This window comes from Alkalinema pantanalense CENA528, assembly GCF_050753345.1.
Classification (GTDB): domain Bacteria; phylum Cyanobacteriota; class Cyanobacteriia; order Leptolyngbyales; family Leptolyngbyaceae; genus Alkalinema; species Alkalinema pantanalense.
Genome location: NZ_JBLZFX010000079.1, coordinates 1 through 19,655 on the forward strand (window position 1 = coordinate 1; position 19,655 = coordinate 19,655).

Genomic DNA, 19,655 nt, shown 5'->3' on the forward strand with positions numbered 1-19,655 from the left:
ACCCAGGCTTGGTACACTGAACGTAATCAATTGCAAAAGGCAGTAGATTGGCAGTTTACTACTGCCGATGCTCGGATTCGACTGAAGCGCCTCTATCCACAAATTGAAAACTGACAGTCCACTAGAGCTAATCCGTCGTACCTCTTTGGAGTGATGGACGATAATCTATTATTCCTCAGCAATAGCTTGATTTTCTGGATTGTTCTGATTTGATTAGGCAGGCCAAAACTGATTGGAGGATAGATAAGAATCTGCTGAGAGTTCAAAGAAATAGCATAATAAAATTTAATCAATTTGGCTCTCCCAACCTCAGATCGATCGAGATTGTCGCAATTTCTATAAATCTAAGCAGAGCACGAGCATTCACTGTGTATAGCCCACAGATTGCTTTTTTTTGCCTCGCTCCATCGTCTGCCAACGAAAGCATTTTGAAACAAAAGTTCTACCTGTTTTTTCTAACTTTTATTGATTCAGATCGATTATTGCTGGAAATTTATCGCTGATCGATCGGCCTAATCATCAAAATCAATATTCGATAAATTTTAGATTCCATCAGACTGTTCGAAAAAAGATTAATCAGAATAAGGGTAATAGGAATGGGTTCGATCGTTGTTCTATCACCTGGTAAAAGCACATGATTTCTAATAATCAGCCTCGTGTTACTATCGGAATTCCTGTCTACAATGGGCAACGCTATCTAGCACTAACGTTGGATTCGTTGTTAAATCAAACATTTGCTGATTTTGAAATTATTATTTCTGATAATGCTTCAACTGATGGAACGCAAGCAATCTGCGAACGTTACGCTGCTCAAGACCATCGAATTTATTATTGTCGTGCAACAGAAAATCGTGGCCCCGGCTGGAACTATCAGCGGGTTTTTGAATTAGCCACAGGTAAATATTTTAAATGGCACGCCTATGATGATTTGCTGGAACCGGATTTTTTAGAGAAATGTGTAGATGTTCTCGATCGAGATTCGAGGGTGGTTCTGGCCCACTGCCATGCTGCTAAAGTGGACGATCAGGGCCATGTTCATGATGTCAATACGCTATATCGTCCAACGGATTCACCCCGTTCTGCAACTCGCTGGCGAGCCATTCTCATGCAAGGAAACTATGTGGGTTGTGAAATTTTTGGACTGATGCGGATGGACGTCCTACGCAAAGCTCCCATCATGGGTTCCTACGCCCATGGAGATCTTGTGTTTATCGCTTGTTTAAGTCAATTTGGCAGATTTGAGCAGATTCCAGAAGCTCTATTTTTCTATCGGATTCATGGAGAGCAATCCATGCAAACCCCTTTAGAACATCAAACTCGCAAGAAGTTCAGTCTGCCCTTTCGGGGGCCGCTACCAGCAACGGAATGGTGGGATCCAACTCGAAAAGGCAAACCGGACTTCCCCACTTGGCGACTCTATTGGGTCTTGGCCCGATTTTTACAACGTCATCCGATGGGCCTGCGCGATCGCTTGCACTGTTACCTTGCGCTGCTGGAACGACTGATTCTGGGCAAAGACCTGCTACGGTTAGGCGTAGATATTTTGCTAGCATTGGAAACCGCGCTGACTCCAAAACTCCAACCGATCGCTCGCAGCGCCCCTGACAAAAGGGAAGCCGCAAAAATGCTTTGATCGGCTGCACCAGCGATGGCAGCCTAGACTACAATGAAGAAGTTCAGTAAAATTTTGTAACATTTTACTTGTAATGCTTTACTCCTAATGTGTTGCTGGATGGATCTGAATTCAGACGCCTTAGGTCTTCCCATTGCGGGTAGTCCCATTGAAGTTCTTCGATCGGGCACTGACGAGTCTAGGCAGAGACAAGCAAAGAGGTTTGGAATATGGCACAAACACAACCCACGACCGTTCCCAAATTGGAAGATCCCAAGATTGGCTTTAACGGTTACGCAGAAAGACTGAATGGCCGTGCAGCGATGTTGGGTTTCATTATTGCCATCGCGATCGAATTTCTCACCGGGCAAGGTGCATTGACTTGGTTGGGTTTAATTTCCCCGTAAAAGTTCCCTGGTTTCTTCGCAAAGCTCTGGAATGGGTAGTTAGTCATGATCACTAATTACCCATTTTTTTTGAGCGATTTTTCTGGCATCGATTGTGCGAGAGGCTCTCTAAGCAGCGAATCGATGGCATAGACTTTGCGCAAAGAGACGCCTGATAGGGAATGGGTGAACTAGTGAAACTTGGCTGAAACTTGGCTGAAACTCTAGAAAAAATTGGATAGCGCCATGGCACGCCTTACACAACGATCGATCTATCGCCAAGATCCCCTGATGGGTTGGTTGCTTACGGGGGGAGCGGTCAATGTGATTCTGGGGGGAATGGCAGAGCAAACGGTATTAGTTTTGCTGGGATTAGTCACCCTAGGACTAGGACTTTCGCTTCGGTGGCTTTATCTCTATCCGCACCATTCTCTCAGCAACCCATCTGGGACTCGCAGCAACTCCTCCACCCACAGCGATTCATCCACTGCCAAATCCTATAAATTTTAAGATTTTCTTCAATATGCTTTGAATCATCCAACCTATTCAGAATGCTGTTGGATCAAAGATAAGCCTAGATCAAAGATAAGCCGTAGAATTGCGGATGTTAGATGCATTGCAGTTTGCATTGCTGCGATCGGGTTCTGGAAAATTGCTGTGTAGGTTTAATTGGGGAGCAGGGTACTCTAGCTATATCCCCCGAGTGCAAATGTTGTGAAAGCGCAATCAAGTTTTAGCTCTCAAAATATTGATGCTGAATGACGGCGCTTCCTTTGCATTCCTCTCTCATCGTGCATCTCATCTGTCCGTTAGGCTAGTGCATCTCTTCAGCTGTTCCAAAGTTATTGGACTGATTAATGAGGTAGCTACTTGCTGGAAGCTTCAGTCTTTCTAGCTCGGTACCCCATTCGATCTCGTCCCACTGACCTCAGTGGGCAGTCAATAGGCTTTTCTAGCTTTGTGATTCGCGATCGCCAGAACCGATGAATGAATGGCTTCTCAGTAATCCTTGATTTTTCTTGAACTACCCATCTACTCCATGGCTATGCAAAGTGTTTCTGTTGCAGTTCCCTTTGTGGATCTTTCTCCTCAACATCAGCCGCTACAAGCAGAATTAGCTCAAGCAGTTCAAACGATCATGCAGCGGGGCGACTATGTTTTGGGGCCAGTCGTCGCGGAGTTTGAAGCGACCTTTGCCCGTGCCTGTGGAGTTTCCTATGGGGTCGGGGTGGCCTCGGGAACCGATGCGATCGCTCTAGGATTACAAGCCTGTGGAATTGGCCCAGGGGATGAAGTAATTCTTCCCGCTAATACCTTTGTTGCCACGTTGATTGGGGTCATGCGCACAGGTGCAAAGCCTGTTTTGGTGGACTGTGAACCGCAAACTGCATTAATGGATCTGATTGCGGCGGAAAATGCCATTACACCCAATACAAGGGCGATCGTGCCAGTTCATCTCTATGGCCAAATGGTCTCGCCGACTTTATTACTGGATTTAGCCAACACCTACGATTTGCTGATCTTTGAAGATGCGGCTCAGGCTCATCTGGCAGAGCGGGAAGGCTATCGGGCTGGATCGATTGGACAAGCCGCAGCCTTTAGCTTTTACCCCAGCAAAAATTTAGGGGCCATGGGGGATGGCGGTATGGTGGTGACCCAAGATGAAAGGGTGGCACAAACCCTACGATCGCTCCGGAACTACGGGGCACCTCGCAAATATTTCCATACCGAATTGGGTATCAATAGCCGTCTAGACAGTCTACAAGCGGCGGTGTTGCAAGTGAAGTTACCCCATCTCGCAGGTTGGAACCGGGAGCGGGCAAATATTGCGGACGCCTATAATCTGCGGCTCAAGCCGTTGGCCTCTCTAGGCATTCTGCCCTTGCAAAATCATGCAGGACGGGGGCATGTCTACCACCTCTATGTGACACGGTTACTGACTGAACAATCGGGTCTCCGGGAAACGACATCCGTGCCTCGCCAATTGATTCAGGAAATGCTTGATCGTCAAGGTATTCAAACCGGGATCCACTATCCGCTGCCTTGCCATCTGCAACCGGCCTTTAAGTCCTTGGGCTATCGTCCGGGGGATTTCCCAGTGGCAGAACGCTTATCCGAAGAAATTCTGTCATTGCCGATGTACCCAGGATTAACGGACATGCAAGTCGATTTGGTGGTCAATGCTTTGGCTGATGCGTTGTCGATCGAACCAGAAATGCGGATTTCGGCTTAGCCCTCGCAGGATTACCCAACTCAGAACTGGCAGATTGCGCAATGATAGGCTGAAGTTCGATCGTGAAGTTCGATCGGGGCTGACTATAGCGGTAGCCAAGACAGTGGCTATAGCTATAGTTAAGTGAATACTTTTTACTAGACTTCATCACATCGAGAACACCATGGAAACCGCTAGTCTGTCGAAATCCAAATCTCCAGCTTGGGTGAATGGCGCACTACTTGGGATGATGTCCTTAATGTACACGCCGTTATTACTGCACTGGTACCAAGGTTGGCTGAACAAAAGTATTAGCATCGAGCATGAATATTTTAGCCATGGGCTGATTGGTATTCCCTTTGCGGTTTATATTGCTTGGACGCTGCGTCAAAAGTGGTCAAAGTTACCTGAAGCAACCGTCGGGGAGCAGGCGATCGGGCTGGGGCTAGCAGGTGCAACGGGTGTACTGTATTTGACGGGATTACCGGATTTAGTCAATCTATCCTTTCCGTTGATGCTGACGAGTATTGCCCTCTGCTTAAAAGGTTGGGCTGGCTTGCGGTTACAAGGATTTCCGCTGGTGTTGATTGCCTTGGCAACCCCCAATGAATTACCCTACCTGATCACACCCTACACCTTACCGTTGCAGAGTTTTATTGCAAGCTGCGCGGGGCTGTTACTGAAGTTGTTTGGGATGAACGTGACTGTCGATAGTATCAATCTCTTTGTGAATGGTAAGCAAGTGGAGGTTGCGCCCTACTGTGCAGGGCTGAAAATGCTCTTTACGAGTTTGTATGTAGCGTTGATGTTGTTGTACTGGACGGGGGCCATGGCCAGTCGTTGGACCGTTACCAGTCTACTGGCGATCGCGGTTATCCTCAGCACCACAGCCAATATTATCCGGAATACGATGCTGACTTTTTTCCATGGGACTGGTCAGGAAGGGTTATTTGAGTGGTTGCATGATAGTTGGGGCGGAGATTTATATTCCGCAGGGCTTTTGGGGTTGTTGGTCTTGATTAGTCAACGTTTTGCAGAGATGCTTGACCGTCAGACCGAGTCCCAGTCGAGATCGACCACGCTGTAAAAGGCGAATCAAGGTAGAAGCAAGATAAAAGCAAGATCAGCTCTACTCATCCAGATCCCCTACGTTACAAATCCGTAATTGCGGGCATATCCAACCTCAGTGAGTAACGTCAATGGAGTTAAGGTTTTGAGTTGATGAAGTTGGTCAGAATTGCGAACGAGTAAAGCCCCTGCAAACCCTAGGGAATTGACTGAAATTCCGGCAAAACTCTCCTGCGATCGTGGAATCAGCAGCATCCAATGCCGGGTGAGGAGTAGATTGTAGGCTTTGTGTTGACTGTGATCTTGCTTCGTTTCATCGGATAGGTTAGCTGCGTTGAGAAGTTTTAAATAACTATCTAGATAGAGTTCAGACATGGCATCGGGTGAAGGAAATGCATCCAATTGAGCCGTGTCAAATTGAGCCGTGTCAAATTGAGTAATGTAATGAAGAAAAGGTAGGCTAGGAATGGTTCCAATCCTGTCGATCGCCTGAGCTGTGGTCACTAAGGGCTCGATCGGTATACGGATAGCATTTGACAACATCGGTAACGGTAGCCATTGCAAATGTTTATGGCGCTGGCTTGATCCTGCCAATTTGCCCCCGTTATAAAAGATTAGACCATCAAGTTCCGCTAAGACCTGACTGGCCGCAGCAAAATCTGGCCGCGTCAATAATGCATCCTGTTCTTCAAACTCGCGGGTAATGAGCAAAATATGGTGATCGACGACATTGAACTTATTTAATAGGCAAATATGGGTGGGTGATAGATCAGCGACATATAAGGTGGGTTCGTAGGGCAAAAACGGATTAAACTCTACGCCCAAGCGTGATTTGCGATCCTGCTCTTTCTTCGCGGCTGTTTTGCGATCGAGGTTGGCTAAAACACGGACTAAAAAAGGAATTCCAGCCTGATCCACAATTTCATAGGTGGTCGCGATCGATTGCAGTGCCCCGCAAGCAAGGGCCGATTGGGTGCGATCAACAATGCGCTGCCAGAGTGTCCCCGCTTCATAGATGGGATAAGTTGGGTTAACCCGTTCAGAAGGATTCATCATCAATTCACCAGTCCATCAATCACGTTCAATCACAATACCCGTTATCGCAGAGAAAAGGGTGCCAACTTGATGTCAGCACCCTCGCCACAGAACTTAAACTTAGCACTCACAAACGTAACATTCACGCAGCCTTGACCGTCACAAACAGGAACGCTGGAGCCTAACTGGCCAAGCCTAACTGGCCAGGTAACCTGCAATGCGACCTTTCCGTTTGCGCAGTTTACTCAACGCCTCCCGCTCAATTTGGCGCACCCGTTCTCGACTGATGTTCAACCGATCGCCAATTTTAGAGAGAGTCATCGATTGGCCATCCGTCAGACCAAACCGCAGGGTCAGCACTTCCCGCTGCTGGGGCGTCAGATCAGCCATCATGCATTCAATGTCCTGACGCAGGGAATGTTGAGCCGCAAAATCTTCCGGCAGTAATCCTTGATCCTCAAGGAGTTCGCCCAGTTCAGTATCCTGGTTATCGCCAACCCGCAAGTCCAAAGAGAGCGGAGTTCGGGCGTGTTGAAGATACTCACGCACTTGTTGCTGGGGGAGATCCAACGCTTGGGCCAGTTCCAAGGGAGTGGCTGCACGACCCAACTGCTGACAGAGTTCCCGCTGGGTTTTTTTAATCTTATTGAGCTTTTCCGTAATGTGGATCGGTAGCCGAATGGAACGACTTTTTTCGGCGATCGCACGGGTGATGGCCTGCCGAATCCACCAGTAGGCGTAGGTACTGAAACGGTAGCCTTTGCTGGGATCGAATTTTTCAACTCCCCGCTGCATGCCGATCGTGCCTTCCTGGATCAGATCCATTAGATCCACATTGCGCTTTTGATATTTTTTAGCGACGGAAACTACCAGTCGCAGATTGGCTTCCACCATCCGTCGTTTTGCCAGTTCACCATCGGCTACAACTTGATTCAACTCGGTTTCGGGAAGACCAGCGGCAGCAGCCCATTCCGATGAACTTGGTGGATAGCCTAACTGGTCTTCTAAATGTTTAAGAACATCATTTACATCCGCTAGCTGGCGCACTTGCTTGCCATAAACAATTTCCTGCTCGTGAGTTAGCAGAGGCACTCGACCAATCTCACGCAGGTACCAACGAATTGAATCAGTTTTAGATGAGTCCAACTTCATCATGGGCTAAATTTCCGGAGGAAGAGCAAAACAAAAACTGCTAAACCAAGTAACGCTGAAACAGCGAGATCTGGGCAGATACTACAGATTCAAGATTTACAGCTCCTACCTGAACAGACAATGCAAAATCCAAATGTAAAATTTGTTGGAACCACATGCCCTATTCCGTTAGGCGCTACTTAAACCTTGTCTAGGCAATACCTTATCTGGGGAATACCTTATCTAGGGAACACCTTAGTCTAAGGAACACTAGAACCACGAAATACTGGCTGCCAATGCACCAAAGCATCCACCTAGCTAGATTCAGCAAGCTGAATTTTTGGTTGAGAGGCTTGTCAATCACTCTCGGCAGTATCTGTGAAAACTAGAGGCTCCCTATTCATAGGGGAGGACGAAACAGCAAAAGGAAATTGAACAAACAACAGACTAGAACTATAACAAGCTAAGGAAAGCAAGGAGCTTGCGAAACCCAGAAACATGTATAACAAATGAACAAGATATCTAAAGCAAACTGAAATTTTCAATAATCTTTATGTTACCGATTTCGATCGGTTAAAACTGCATTCCGCAGTACAAAATCCAACTTTATTTATTCTTTGTCCTGTGTATTTTAATACGTTCCTCCCTGCCCGTGTCAAAGAACTTAATGTAAGTTGATGCCAACCATAGGCAACATTAGCGTCTTAGCCTGCCGCTGCCATGGTTCTCAAGTTACGGAGAGAGTTAATACACAATATACAGTCGCAACCAAACAGTGCAATTGCCGCGTTGCTCTCCTCATCGGTAAACTTAAATTCGTAAGGAGAATTTATCGGATCCATCGCTTGGTCGATCGGTTGAATCTGGGGAGCTTGTTTTAATCTGCTGGTGCGATCGCAGATTAAATTAAAGCGGCTGTGATTGGAAAACACACAGAGCTGGGGTTCAGTGGCATGTTTATCAGGATCGGAGACTTGAAATGCATGGGCAGGTGAAGCCACCAACCAGCAGAATGAGGATCCAACTAAAGTTGGCAGTGAAAACAGATTTAGGAGAAGCCGATTCATGCAACTACCTCAAAATGAACTAGTATTTTGGGGATATTACGGATATCGTCGGTATCACAGAAATCCCGGATCATCCGCTGACGATTCAACTAATAAATTACTCTTTTTCTGAGGACATGATCTGAATTTATACAATCTCAAACGGTGAGCCAAGGAAGCCTTAACTGGGTTCCCAAGCTACGGAAACCCCCTTAATTGCCGAACAGATACTTCATCTGAACCTGGAGGGACGTGTTTGGTCCTGCTACGACAACGGCTGCTTCTGAAAATTTGGGGGCACCCGCTCGAATGGCAGGATTGCGGGAAAACCCAAACCCTTCTGTGGGAATGCCAAAGGCATTGCGGTTGAGTTGGTTGTCAGAATTGGCATCATGTAATACGGCCACGGCGTAGCTGCCAGCCCGTAAGTTATTAAAGGAAATCCGGGGGGTGTCGTTCGTGATTTTGGCACATTGACTCCGAATGGCTTGATTCCCATTACTAGGAAATCCTTTGCTGCTAGAAAACAGGCTGAGACAAACCTGACCCTTTTGATTTTTCAAGCCATCAATCTCAACCACTAGCTCACTATTGGCTTGAACTGCGTTGATTCGCTGGGCATAGCTGGCTGGAACCACTGTGCAGAACGGCAATAGGAGTGTCCCCACGGACAAGGCGATCGTGCAGACAGGTGACTTTTTCAAGCTGAACTCCTTCAGGTAAGCAAAACCAATAGTTGCGAAATCGTTTAGTCGCGAAATCGTTCCTCACAATAGCAGATACAAATCTTTCCCGCATAGTAATACTTGTGACAAAACGATGTCATCGGTGTGTCGTAGAGATTCGGTGGATTGTATCCAGAGGCTGATTGGGTTGTATCCAGAGGCTCAATTTGCATTGGTCTGATGGAGGCGGTGCTCGGTTGAAGCCTCATAGGTCTTTAGCGTGATGGTCGTTAGCGCCGATATTGCCTGGGATTTTGCCCCAATTGGCGTTGAGACCCATGGAACAGATGGTGCTTCTGGAGATGCTTGAGGGGGATTTAAATTACTACCCATAGAGTATTTTTTGAGTTAGTCCCCATTCTAGACCCCAAGTAAGGTGTTGATTTCCCTTCAAGGTTAATTTGCATCTAGCTGAGTTGTCGGGTAGTACTGGTCGAAGGATTTTCTTCGATCGGGAAACTGCAGAAACTGCTAGAAGTAAGAACTATATCGCTACATGCCGTATGGTTACACTTCATTGTAGGACGAGAGGTTCCCATGGTTGATTTCCCGATGCAGGCTGCTCCACAACTCCAACGGATGGTAGCCAGTCTCAGTGCTGTTGTGATCCCTTTATCGATCGTGGGGAGTGTGATTGCCCCCGGCGCGATCTTAGGGGGACTGGCTGTAGAAAGTTCCAGTACTCAGACTGAGCAACCTAGCCATCTGTTAATTAAGCAGGCGGAACAATTGCAGGCTGAGGGAAAATTCAAAGAGGCGATCGCCCTTTGGCAGCAGATTTTGCAGCAGGCTCAAACGACTCACGATCGAGCGACCCAAAAAATTGCATTACTGGGTTTGGGCAATGCCTATAAAAGTTTGAAAGATTATCCATCGGCCCTGCGCTACTACGATCGGGCCAAGGCATTGATTGAACCGGATGGCAGTCCTGAGGAATTGGGGCGGCTCTGGGCTGCGTTGGGCTTTACCTACCGCGATGCGGGGCAACTTGACAAAGCAATTCCCGCATTGCAAAAAAGTTTGGAATTTAAGCAACAGGTGCAGGATCGGTTAGGCGAAGGCGTCATTCTCCGGAGTATTGGTAGGCTTTACGAACAGCAACGGAACTATCGGGATGCGATCGCCTACTATCAGCGCAGTTTGGATGTTTTTGTTGTGCTCAAAGACTTCAAGTGGCAGGGGTTTGCTTGGAATGGTTTGGGCCGATCGTACAGTGCCATGGGACAGCGCAAGCAGGCGATCGAAGCCTTTCAAAAAAGTTTGCAACTGGTTCGCCAACAAAAAGACATTCAAGGGGAAGCCGATGTTTTAACCAGCATTGGGATTACGTTTAACGAAGCAGGTGAGGCCGCTAAGGCTGTGGAATATTTGCAGCCTGCTTTGCTTCTACACCGTAGTCTGAAATCGCGGGTTGATGAGGCAAGGGTGCTGGTACAACTAGGGGCGGCCAACCATGATTTAGGGCAGAATCAGATCGCGATCGAACAGCTCAACCAAGGTCGCATGATTGCTGAAGAAATTGGGAATAGTGCCATTCGAGTTAGTGCGTTGACCAACTTGGGGATTTTCTATCTCAATACTGGCAATTCTCAAAAGGCGTTAATGCTGTTTGAAACGGGATTACAGGAGGCTAAAAAACAAAAAAACTTAGCTCAGGAGCAGAATTTGATGAGTCAGTTGGGGGTGTTGTATTCCCAGTTGGGCGAGCATCTCAAGGCGATCGAATATATGCAAGGAAGTCGGGAACGCGCTAAACAACTGGGTGATCAAAGCGTTGAAGCCCTAGAGCTGAACAATCTAGGAACGATTTACTACGGGCTCGGGCAATATCGCCTTGCCTTGGAGCATCATTTCCAATCCCTAGAATTGGCGCGGAAGCTGGGGAATCGTCAAATTGAAGGGGTGAACTTAGGCAGTATTGGTATTATTTATCGCGCTACACAAAATTATGAAAAAGCGATCCAGTATGCAGAAGCTTGCCTCAAAATTGCACGGGAATTAAAAGATCCGATCGAAGAAACCACCACGCTTTTAGATCTGGGGTTGGCCTATCGTCGGGTTGATTTGGTAAAAAGTACTCCCTATTTCCAGCAAGCTTTGGAATTGGCGGAGAGTGTTAACCACATTGGACTAGCGGGTAAAGCACGGGGAAATTTAGCCACGAATTATTTTGACCAACGTAACTATCAGCAGGCTGCGACCCTGTTCCAGCAAAGTGTTGAAATTGCTGTCAAAACTGGTGACTTACGAGAACAGGGCGTGGCACTCACTAATTTAGGTCATTCCCTATTTCGGCTCAAACAATTTGCAGCTGCTGAAAAAGCCTTGAAAGATAGCATTGGTATTTGGGAGGTGCAGCGGGCTGAATTGAACCAAACTGATAATTACAAAAGCAGCGATCGCTATAAGATTTCACTCTTTGAGCGGCAACGAATCAGCTATCGATTACTGCAACAGGTTTTAGTCGCCGATCAACGTCCAGAAATGGCCCTAGAGACGGCAGAGCGCGGCAGGGCCAGGGCACTTATTGAATTAGTTGCACGAAAACACCAAGGGAAAAATACACCGGAAATTGCTCCTCCCACGATCGCGCAAATGAAGCAAACCGCCAAGGCCCTTAATGCAACATTAGTGTCCTATTCGATTATTTCTGATGATTTAGACAAGAGCCCCAATTCTGAATATGGTGATGCCTATGTTTATATTTGGGTGGTTTCACCGGAGGGAGTGGTTACCTTCCGGCAATCCGACATTCGGCCCCTCTGGCAAAATGAGAAACTCAAGTTAAATGATTTAATTCTCGGCAGTCGTCAATTACTGGGTGCACGGGGTCGTAGCGGTATTAAAGTGGTCGCTGTCAATAATTTCAGACAGGATTCCGAAGATATTTTAAAAATCTTACACCGGATATTGATTGAACCGATTCAAGATCAATTACCAAAAGATGAAAATACATCGGTCATTATCATTCCCCAAGGATTTTTGTTTACGATTCCCTTTGCAGCCCTCCAAGATGAGCAAAATCGATCGCTGATTGAGAAACATACCTTACTGACTGCACCCTCCATTCAAACCCTGGATCTAACCCTCACGTTGCAGAAATCTGCTCAACCCAGCACAGGCGCTATTGTCGTTGGTAATCCCGCGATGCCGAAAATCCAAGTTGCAGATGGTTCCACCGAAGTATTGGAGGCGTTGCCTGGGGCGGAAACGGAAGCCAAGGCGATCGGGCAAATTCTCAACACCCAGCCCTTAATTGGTGCCCAAGCCCGCAAATCTGAAGTGTTAAAACGCTTGCCCAAAGCTTCCATCATCCACTTTGCGACCCATGGCTTGTTAGATGATTTATACCAACGGGATTTTCCAGGAGCGATTGCCCTCGCACCGGATTACCCCCAGCAAGTCAATGATGGACTGTTAACCACCGATGAAATGTTAAATGAAAATTTTTCACTTTCAGCAGATCTCGTGGTGTTGAGTGCCTGTGATACGGGGCGCGGACGGATTACGGGGGATGGTGTGGTAGGGCTGTCTCGATCGTTAATTGCGGCAGGGGTGCCCAGTGTCGTGGTTTCCCTGTGGGCGGTGTCGGACAACTCAACGGCGGATTTGATGCGATCGTTCTACCGTAATTTGCAAGCCCTGCGCCCAACGGCGGCAAATCAGTCGAATTTAAATTACAAAGCCCAAGCCCTACGGCAAGCGATGTTGGAAACGAAGCAAAAATATAAAGCGCCTTATCACTGGGCGGCTTTTACGCTGGTTGGTCGGGGCTTTTAGCACAGCATCGCTAGTCATCCCTAGGACTGACGCAGAGAAAAGAGGAAGTACTGGGTGAGTGTGTGCGAAAAGAACACTCTATGACACGAGTGATGATGAACCGAATGATGCCAATGTGAATGGGGTGATTGAGCCGATGCGAACGAAGCGATCGAGGGTATGATCTCCAATGACTCCATTTCTCAGAACAAGCGATTGTTCTTTAATTTTGTTCAGCCTGGGTTTGAAGTAACTGGAGTTGTTCGATCGTCAGCCCTGTGACTTCAGCGATCGTTTCTAGTGGCATACTTTTTCGGAGCATATTGAGTGCGATCGTCTGCCGCTCTTTCTGTTCACCTTGGGCTTCTTTTTCTTTTTCCCAAGTTAAAAATGCTTCCGATAGAGCCATCAGTTCCTCCTGATCATTAAAATCAGTTAATTCACCCAAATCAATTCTAACGCGCCACGAAGCGAGCAATCGCAAAATTGTATTACGTCGAGGATGAGAAGCAGGCAAAGCCAAAACTTCACGAATCGCTCGTTCTTGCGTTTTCCCCTGCCCTAACACCCGTAACCACAGGGTATCCTCGGACTCTGGCAATTGGTCAATGGCGACGATCGCCGTTTTGAATAGATTGGCCGTAAAGTAAACTCCCGCAATCCAACCGGGTTTAGTCATGACATTGGCATCTTGGAGTAGCGGTTTAGAGGTCTTTGCCGCCAAAATCCAGAGCAACGGCAGTTCATCCTCTGATAATTCATCCTTCTGAGCTTGACGTCGTTCATCCTCCTGTACCCAGACCAACTTCATCACTGATACCCGCACCTCCGTTCGACTCGGCACATTGCGATATGGCTCAAATAGACAAGGCTTTTGCACCATTTGCCCCAGCAGTCCCAAGTCTGCCGTCAGCAACTCCGTCTGTCGTGGCACAAACCAGACATCGACAAACTTCGTTTCCCCCGGCACTTCGTACTGCCGTTGCACGACCCCAAACGGTGCGAGAAATTCCTCTAGATACTGTTTGGCTAACTGGTCATGGGGCGTTTGTGTCATGGGCGATCTCTGTCAAATTAACAGTACAATTGTATTTTATAACAGTGGGCGATGGCGACATTGCTAGACGAGATCGGGACGAGCGTCGTTATCCCGTGAGAGCGAGGAATCTAGACGGCGCTGGGTTGATTTATAGCGTGAATGAGTCTGCGATTGAACGCGGTGTACGAATTAACAGTCTAGGACGTCTGCGTTGGACACCCTAAGGGAGTGATCTCTCTAATGAGGAGATTGGTATCTCTAAAAGGTGTATTTTGAATCAGTTGTGGGAATGCTAGCGGGTAATGTCCTAAATGATGTATCTAACCATTCTCACAATTGTTGCTAGACAATGCAGTTTCAAACCCGTGCAACCAATCCCCACGCTGTCCTCAAAGCCATTTGGGGTTACGATCGTTTTCGTGAGCCGCAGGAGGCCATTGTTCGATCGCTAGTGCAGGGACAGGATGCATTGATTCTGATGCCAACAGGCGGGGGCAAGTCGTTGTGTTTTCAGATTCCGGCGTTGTTGCGTCCCGGTCTTACCTTGGTAATTTCTCCATTGGTCGCTTTGATGGAGAATCAAGTGCAGGAGTTACAGGATAAAAAAGTCCCCGTAGGGTTGCTACACAGTCAACTGAGCCGAGAACAACGACGTCAGGTTTTGCTGGGGCTAGAGCGACGATCGCTGAAATTGCTCTATTTATCGCCAGAAACGTTGCTGAGTCCACCCGTTTGGGAACGGTTGAGCCATCCGGACTTGTCCATTAGTTCCCTTGTGCTGGATGAGGCCCATTGTGTAGCGCAGTGGGGAGAAACCTTTCGACCGGCCTACTTTCGCCTAGGTGCGGTGCGGGATGCCTTGCAAGCGGTGAAACCGAGTGGGACGTGTATCAATGTTGCAGCCTTCACAGCAACAGCAAATCCTGATGACCAAGCGACGATTCAGCGTATTTTACGTCTACGAAATCCAGCGTTGTTCAAACTCAATCCCTATCGATCGAATTTAAAGTTGCAAATTCAATGGGTCATGACCCCTCGGGGGCGGCGAAAACAACTGTGGGCGTTTATTCAACAGCAATCGCCAGCGGCAGGTTTAGTGTATGTGCGCACGCGGCAGGATAGCGAAGAACTGGCAGCGGAATTACAGCGATCGGGCTATGCAACAGCGTCTTACCATGCGGGTTTGGCGGCCCAGGAGCGGCGGAAGATTGAACAGGCTTGGTTGACCGATCGCTTGCAGTTTGTGGTGTGTACGAATGCCTTTGGGATGGGGGTGAATAAGCCCAATGTGCGCTGGGTGGCCCATTTTCACGCACCTTTGTTACTGAGTGAGTATATCCAAGAGGTGGGGCGGGCGGGACGGGATGGCAAAGCAGCAACAGCGCTCTTGCTGGCCAGTGAACCGACGGGATGGCTCGATGGTAGCGATCGACAACGCTGGCAATATTTTCAACAACAGTTAGAGAAACAGACTAATCAAGCCAAGCGATTGCTGAAACACATTCCCTCTGAAGGGGCTGCACCGGATTTATTTCAGCAATATCCCCAAGCAGATGTTGCATTGTCTATTCTGCAAGCGGCGGGCGGTTTGCACTGGTGTGATCCGTTTCATTACGAGTTAACAAACCCGCGATCGTTCAAATCGGTCTCTAGTCAAAGGAAACCGGAAATTGCGGCTTATCTTCAAACAAAAGGATGTCGCTGGAAGTTTTTACTGACTGCGTTTGGGTTTGAGCAACCGGATAATTGGGCCTGCGGCCACTGCGATCGGTGTCAAACTCGCTAATACGCTAGGAGCCATAAAAAATCACTGAAATGATCAACTTAACCATCATCAAGGTTGGAGAAGAATATTTTTGCCATCACCACCTAGAACGATGACTTTGGAGTTTTTCGAGTCCGCTAACCGTTGCATGGCCTCAATTTGACGGAATTTCAGGACAGGTTCACTCAGCCCTTGGGATAGAATTTTTTGAGCATCCGCTTGGCCTTGGGCTTCAATGCGTTTCCGTTCGGCTTCCTGCTTCTCCTTGGCCAGAATAAATTGCATCCGTTGGGTTTCCTGATCCGCTTGCAGTTTAGCTTCCACACTTTGGCGGAGGTTTTCGGGTAAGGTCACATTGCGCAGGGGCGTATCTTCAATGACAATGCCGCGATTGACTAAGGTATTGTTTAAATCTGTGCGGAGTTGGGTAGTTAAGGCTTGCCGCTGCGTGGTGTAAAGTTCTTGGGCATTGTAGCGAGCAGTTGTGTTGCGGATCAGCGATCGAGTCTGAGGTAAAACCACCACTTCTTGATAATTGGTGCCAATGGTTTGATAGACCTGGCTGGCTTGGTTTGGGTCAAGGCGATAGAGAATACTGACATCCATTTCCAGCATCAACCCTTCCTTAGACGGAGCTTGGGTGGTTTCTTTGATTTCTTGGGTTTGCACCGAGAGATGAATGACTTTGGATAAGGGATTTTTCAAATGCAATCCTGGCTGCAACACTTTAGGAGACACCTGCCCAAAGGTATCCACCACGCCAACATGACCCGCAGGCACCACAGAAACACAGCGAAGCAACGCAATCACACCCAACAAACTTAAAGCAGAAATACCTGCGATCGATAAATAAGTGCGAGGACGATTGATCATAATTATTTTGAAACTATTTCAGGACAAATGTGAACGGAGAGACATGGCTCTAAAATGACATACCTTGCCAATCTATTCTTAGTTATTTATACCGAAAATTGCTTGGTCTGGTGATACTCACTCAATTTTATAGATTATTCCGTAGAATCGAATTGAATTCTTGTGTTTTTGTTAACCTAGCGTTAACCCAATCCCTAGAGCGGCGTTAAATAACACTTCGAACTAAAATCACGGTACAGTTCGATCGACGGGCAATCTCTTCTGGAATATTGCCACTCATCACTTGTTGCAGCAATCCTTCCCTTGTTGCACCTAACATAATGACATCACATTGATTTTTATCTGCTAAATCAACGATCGCATCTGATACTGAATCTGAACATACTGTAATGGGTATTACCGTTGCCGAGGTTCGACTTTTGAGATAATTAGCCTCTTTATTTAGGTCTGGAAAAGATCCGATGGATTGCTGAGGTCGTGAGACATAACATAGCCGAATTTCAGGTTGTTCAGAGAGTTTGCTCAGAAATGGTAACAATTGAATCGCATCGTGGGAGTTACCGCCGCCCGCAGTCGGTACTAGCCAACGATCGAAAGCAGGAACTGGCAATTGTGAATTTTGCAAGGGAAATTTGACTAAAATCACACGACAATCAGCTTGACGAATAATCGTATCCACAACGCTTCCAAAAATGCGATCGGGTGCATCGGTTACTCCTTTCCAACCCATCAATACCATATCAATATGGCGTTTCTGGATCGCTTCCAGAATTGCTTGGGACACGTCATGGGTGACGCGAATTTGGGTGTGAATCGGAATCTGCCATTCTCGGCGGAGTTGATTGGTTTGTTTCAGTAAACGGCGGCTAGTGGCCGTGGACACAGCGGTTTCCGCCGGAGAGCGCAGGCGGCTGACGGGAATCACCTGTAAACATTCCAATTCGTAACGCCGACTTTTGGCGATCGCGGCTGCCATTTGCAGTAGGGGCCCGGCGGTTTTGGGATTGGCGATGGGCACGAGTAAACGGCCCTGACCGACGGCGGGATCGCGGGTTTGGTAGACCACGTAGGAGGGTTCTGGTTGCGGGCCAACGGCTTCGGTTTTGCCGCTGAGGCGATCGGTTTCAGCGCGGATAATGTCGGCTCGGGTGATGATGCCCACTAGTTTGTAGCGATCGACTACGGGTAAGCGACTGAGTTTATAGCGATCGAGCCAGAATAACACCTGCGGTAAGGGATCGTGGGGCCGCACCGTCACGGGTTGTAATGTCATGATGGTACTCAGCGGCAAAGATTCCTCTAATTTTTGCTGACTGATTTTAGCCAGATCCGTTTGGGTGACAATGCCGATTAATTGTCCGTCATCGATAACCGGGAATCCGCGATGGTGCGATCGGGCGAAGGCTTGGGTGACTTCCGTCAATGACATCTGACTGGATAACGTCTCCACCCGCCGCTGCATAATATCCGCTGCTGTTAGGCCCGCTAACCGAGATTCCATCTGTTGTAAGGGCTTAAGGTGAATGCCATTCCAAGCCAAAACATATTTATAAATAGAACCACTGGAAATTGCTTCTGCTACTAGATAGGAGGATACTGATGCGATCATGAGGGGCAATACTAAATCGAAATCAGTTGTCATTTCAAAAACAATCACGATCGCAGTAATTGGGCCACGGGTCACCGCACTAAAAAAAGCGGCCATTCCTGCTAAAGCAAAGGTCGTGGTATAGCTCACGCCACTGTCAATCCCTAAGGGAATGCCTAGGGTGTTTTGGAGACCTAGGGCACCGTAGATCACAAGGTATCCCAGTGCCGATCCTAGGACAAGAGAGGGGGCAAATAATCCGCCCGGTGCACCGGAACCAAAGGCGATCAGCGTTAGAACAAATTTGGCGATAAAAATCAGCAGGATCATTTGCCAATGGAATTCACTGGTAATCCAGACAGATTGCAAACTTGCATTATTGCGGAGAATGGTGGGGAGAATTGAGACTAAAGCTCCAGATAATAACCCTGCTAAGCCGATGCGCCAAGGTAGTCCTAGATGGAGACGACGATTTAACCGCAGGCCCAATAAAATCCCCTGGATTAAACTAATTCCCAAGATTCCTGCGATCGCGCCTAATACCATTAATAGGGGAATGGTGGATACTGAAAAATAGGGATAAATATCCATTAAATTGGGCGTTAGTGGCAATTCTTCGCCCCCTAGAACCCGAGACACCACCGCCCCAATGAAGGAGGCTAAAATAGCCGTCCCCAGTGTGAGTCCGGAGACATCTTGGAGCAGTTCTTCGATGACGAATAAGACGCCTGCGATCGGGGCGTTGAAGCCTGCGGCTAGTCCTGCGGCGGCTCCTGCGGCCAGCAATTGCCGACGGTGATCGGGGGAGGTGGGAAGCCATTGGCTGAGTTGCCCCGCGATCGCGGCTCCTATTTGTACCGTGGGGCCTTGGCGACCGAGGGTAAGGCCGGAACCCAGGGAAATTAAAGTGCTGGTCAGTTTCACCAAAGCAACTCGGGCATTGAGAGTAATGGGGATATAGCCAAGGGCTGCTTTGACTTGGGGGATACCGCTTCCCGCCGCTTCAGGGGCAAAGCGTTCGATCGTGTAGCCTGCGAGAAATCCTCCAATTCCGCCAATTAAGGGCAAAATTAGCCAGTCGGGATACAGTGCTGCCATTTGTAGCCGACCGCTACCTAGTAAGCCGACTCCCTGTTTGAGGCAGACCGCAGCCAGACCGGAAATGACTCCAATTAACCCCGCTTCTACGATCGCCATCTGGCGTGGACGAATTTTTTGCTGAAGACGGTTGAGATTAATTTTTCGCCATGCTGATAAAAGTGAGGAGAACTGCGATCGAAGCCAGGGATCCGCCATGATCAATACTCCGAGACTGAGGTAGGGATGTGTTTTTAATTTTCTCAGGAGTTTCCGAAGCTAGACGAAAAAACTGCAAAAGAAAAAGTGGCTGGATTCTTCCAACCACTGTGCTACAAA

14 protein-coding genes are annotated in these 19,655 nt (G+C 47.9%); 7 read left to right on the forward strand and 7 right to left on the reverse strand.

Annotated features, from left to right (window positions below):
- Positions 1–634: 634 nt before the first annotated feature.
- From ACN4EG_RS20435 to crtB, 5 genes are all read left to right on the forward strand, one after another.
- Complete coding sequence (locus ACN4EG_RS20435; RefSeq protein ID WP_431632037.1) at positions 635–1,633, forward strand: glycosyltransferase family 2 protein; 999 nt, start codon at positions 635–637, stop codon at positions 1,631–1,633.
- A gap of 209 nt (positions 1,634–1,842) precedes the next feature.
- On the forward strand, positions 1,843–2,019 hold the full coding sequence (locus ACN4EG_RS20440) for a hypothetical protein (protein ID WP_431632038.1): 177 nt from the start codon (positions 1,843–1,845) through the stop codon (positions 2,017–2,019).
- A 225-nt stretch (positions 2,020–2,244) separates the two neighbouring features.
- Positions 2,245–2,508 carry a hypothetical protein gene (locus ACN4EG_RS20445; protein WP_431632039.1) on the forward strand — a complete coding sequence of 88 codons (264 nt, stop codon included), beginning with the start codon at positions 2,245–2,247 and terminating at the stop codon, positions 2,506–2,508.
- Between the two features lie 535 nt (positions 2,509–3,043).
- Positions 3,044–4,231, forward strand: coding sequence for a DegT/DnrJ/EryC1/StrS family aminotransferase (locus tag ACN4EG_RS20450; protein ID WP_431632040.1), 1,188 nt, complete (start codon positions 3,044–3,046; stop codon positions 4,229–4,231).
- Positions 4,232–4,394: 163 nt separating this feature from the next.
- Positions 4,395–5,297, forward strand: a complete 903-nt coding sequence (gene crtB, locus ACN4EG_RS20455; protein WP_431632041.1) for a cyanoexosortase B — start codon at positions 4,395–4,397, stop codon at positions 5,295–5,297.
- 59 nt (positions 5,298–5,356) lie between these two features.
- On the opposite strand, the gene ACN4EG_RS20460 is transcribed toward crtB, so the two are convergent.
- From ACN4EG_RS20460 to ACN4EG_RS20475, 4 genes are all read right to left on the reverse strand, one after another.
- Positions 5,357–6,334, reverse strand: coding sequence for an ATP adenylyltransferase family protein (locus ACN4EG_RS20460; RefSeq protein WP_431632042.1), 978 nt, complete (start codon positions 6,332–6,334; stop codon positions 5,357–5,359).
- A gap of 174 nt (positions 6,335–6,508) precedes the next feature.
- Positions 6,509–7,465, reverse strand: a complete 957-nt coding sequence (locus ACN4EG_RS20465) for an RNA polymerase sigma factor, RpoD/SigA family (protein WP_431632057.1) — start codon at positions 7,463–7,465, stop codon at positions 6,509–6,511.
- Between the two features lie 683 nt (positions 7,466–8,148).
- Positions 8,149–8,511 carry a hypothetical protein gene (locus tag ACN4EG_RS20470; RefSeq protein WP_431632043.1) on the reverse strand — a complete coding sequence of 121 codons (363 nt, stop codon included), beginning with the start codon at positions 8,509–8,511 and terminating at the stop codon, positions 8,149–8,151.
- Between the two features lie 191 nt (positions 8,512–8,702).
- Entirely contained in the window at positions 8,703–9,194 is a 492-nt protein-coding gene (locus ACN4EG_RS20475) for a DUF2141 domain-containing protein (RefSeq protein WP_431632044.1), read from the reverse strand.
- 558 nt (positions 9,195–9,752) lie between these two features.
- Between ACN4EG_RS20475 and ACN4EG_RS20480 the strand changes: the two genes are divergently transcribed.
- Positions 9,753–12,995 carry a CHAT domain-containing protein gene (locus ACN4EG_RS20480; RefSeq protein WP_431632045.1) on the forward strand — a complete coding sequence of 1,081 codons (3,243 nt, stop codon included), beginning with the start codon at positions 9,753–9,755 and terminating at the stop codon, positions 12,993–12,995.
- A 202-nt stretch (positions 12,996–13,197) separates the two neighbouring features.
- Here ACN4EG_RS20480 and ACN4EG_RS20485 read toward each other — a convergent pair whose 3' ends face one another.
- On the reverse strand, positions 13,198–14,031 hold the full coding sequence (locus ACN4EG_RS20485) for a cytochrome P450 family protein (RefSeq protein WP_431632046.1): 834 nt from the start codon (positions 14,029–14,031) through the stop codon (positions 13,198–13,200).
- 331 nt (positions 14,032–14,362) lie between these two features.
- Between ACN4EG_RS20485 and ACN4EG_RS20490 the strand changes: the two genes are divergently transcribed.
- A complete protein-coding gene (locus ACN4EG_RS20490) occupies positions 14,363–15,799 on the forward strand; it encodes a RecQ family ATP-dependent DNA helicase (protein ID WP_431632047.1) in 1,437 nt (478 codons plus the stop codon).
- 48 nt (positions 15,800–15,847) lie between these two features.
- On the opposite strand, the gene ACN4EG_RS20495 is transcribed toward ACN4EG_RS20490, so the two are convergent.
- Together ACN4EG_RS20495 and ACN4EG_RS20500 are read right to left on the reverse strand one after the other, a co-directional pair.
- Positions 15,848–16,651: a prohibitin family protein gene (locus ACN4EG_RS20495; RefSeq protein WP_431632048.1), complete on the reverse strand. Its 804-nt coding sequence runs from the start codon at positions 16,649–16,651 to the stop codon at positions 15,848–15,850.
- 205 nt (positions 16,652–16,856) lie between these two features.
- Complete coding sequence (locus ACN4EG_RS20500) at positions 16,857–19,535, reverse strand: chloride channel protein (RefSeq protein WP_431632049.1); 2,679 nt, start codon at positions 19,533–19,535, stop codon at positions 16,857–16,859.
- Positions 19,536–19,655 lie beyond the last annotated feature (120 nt).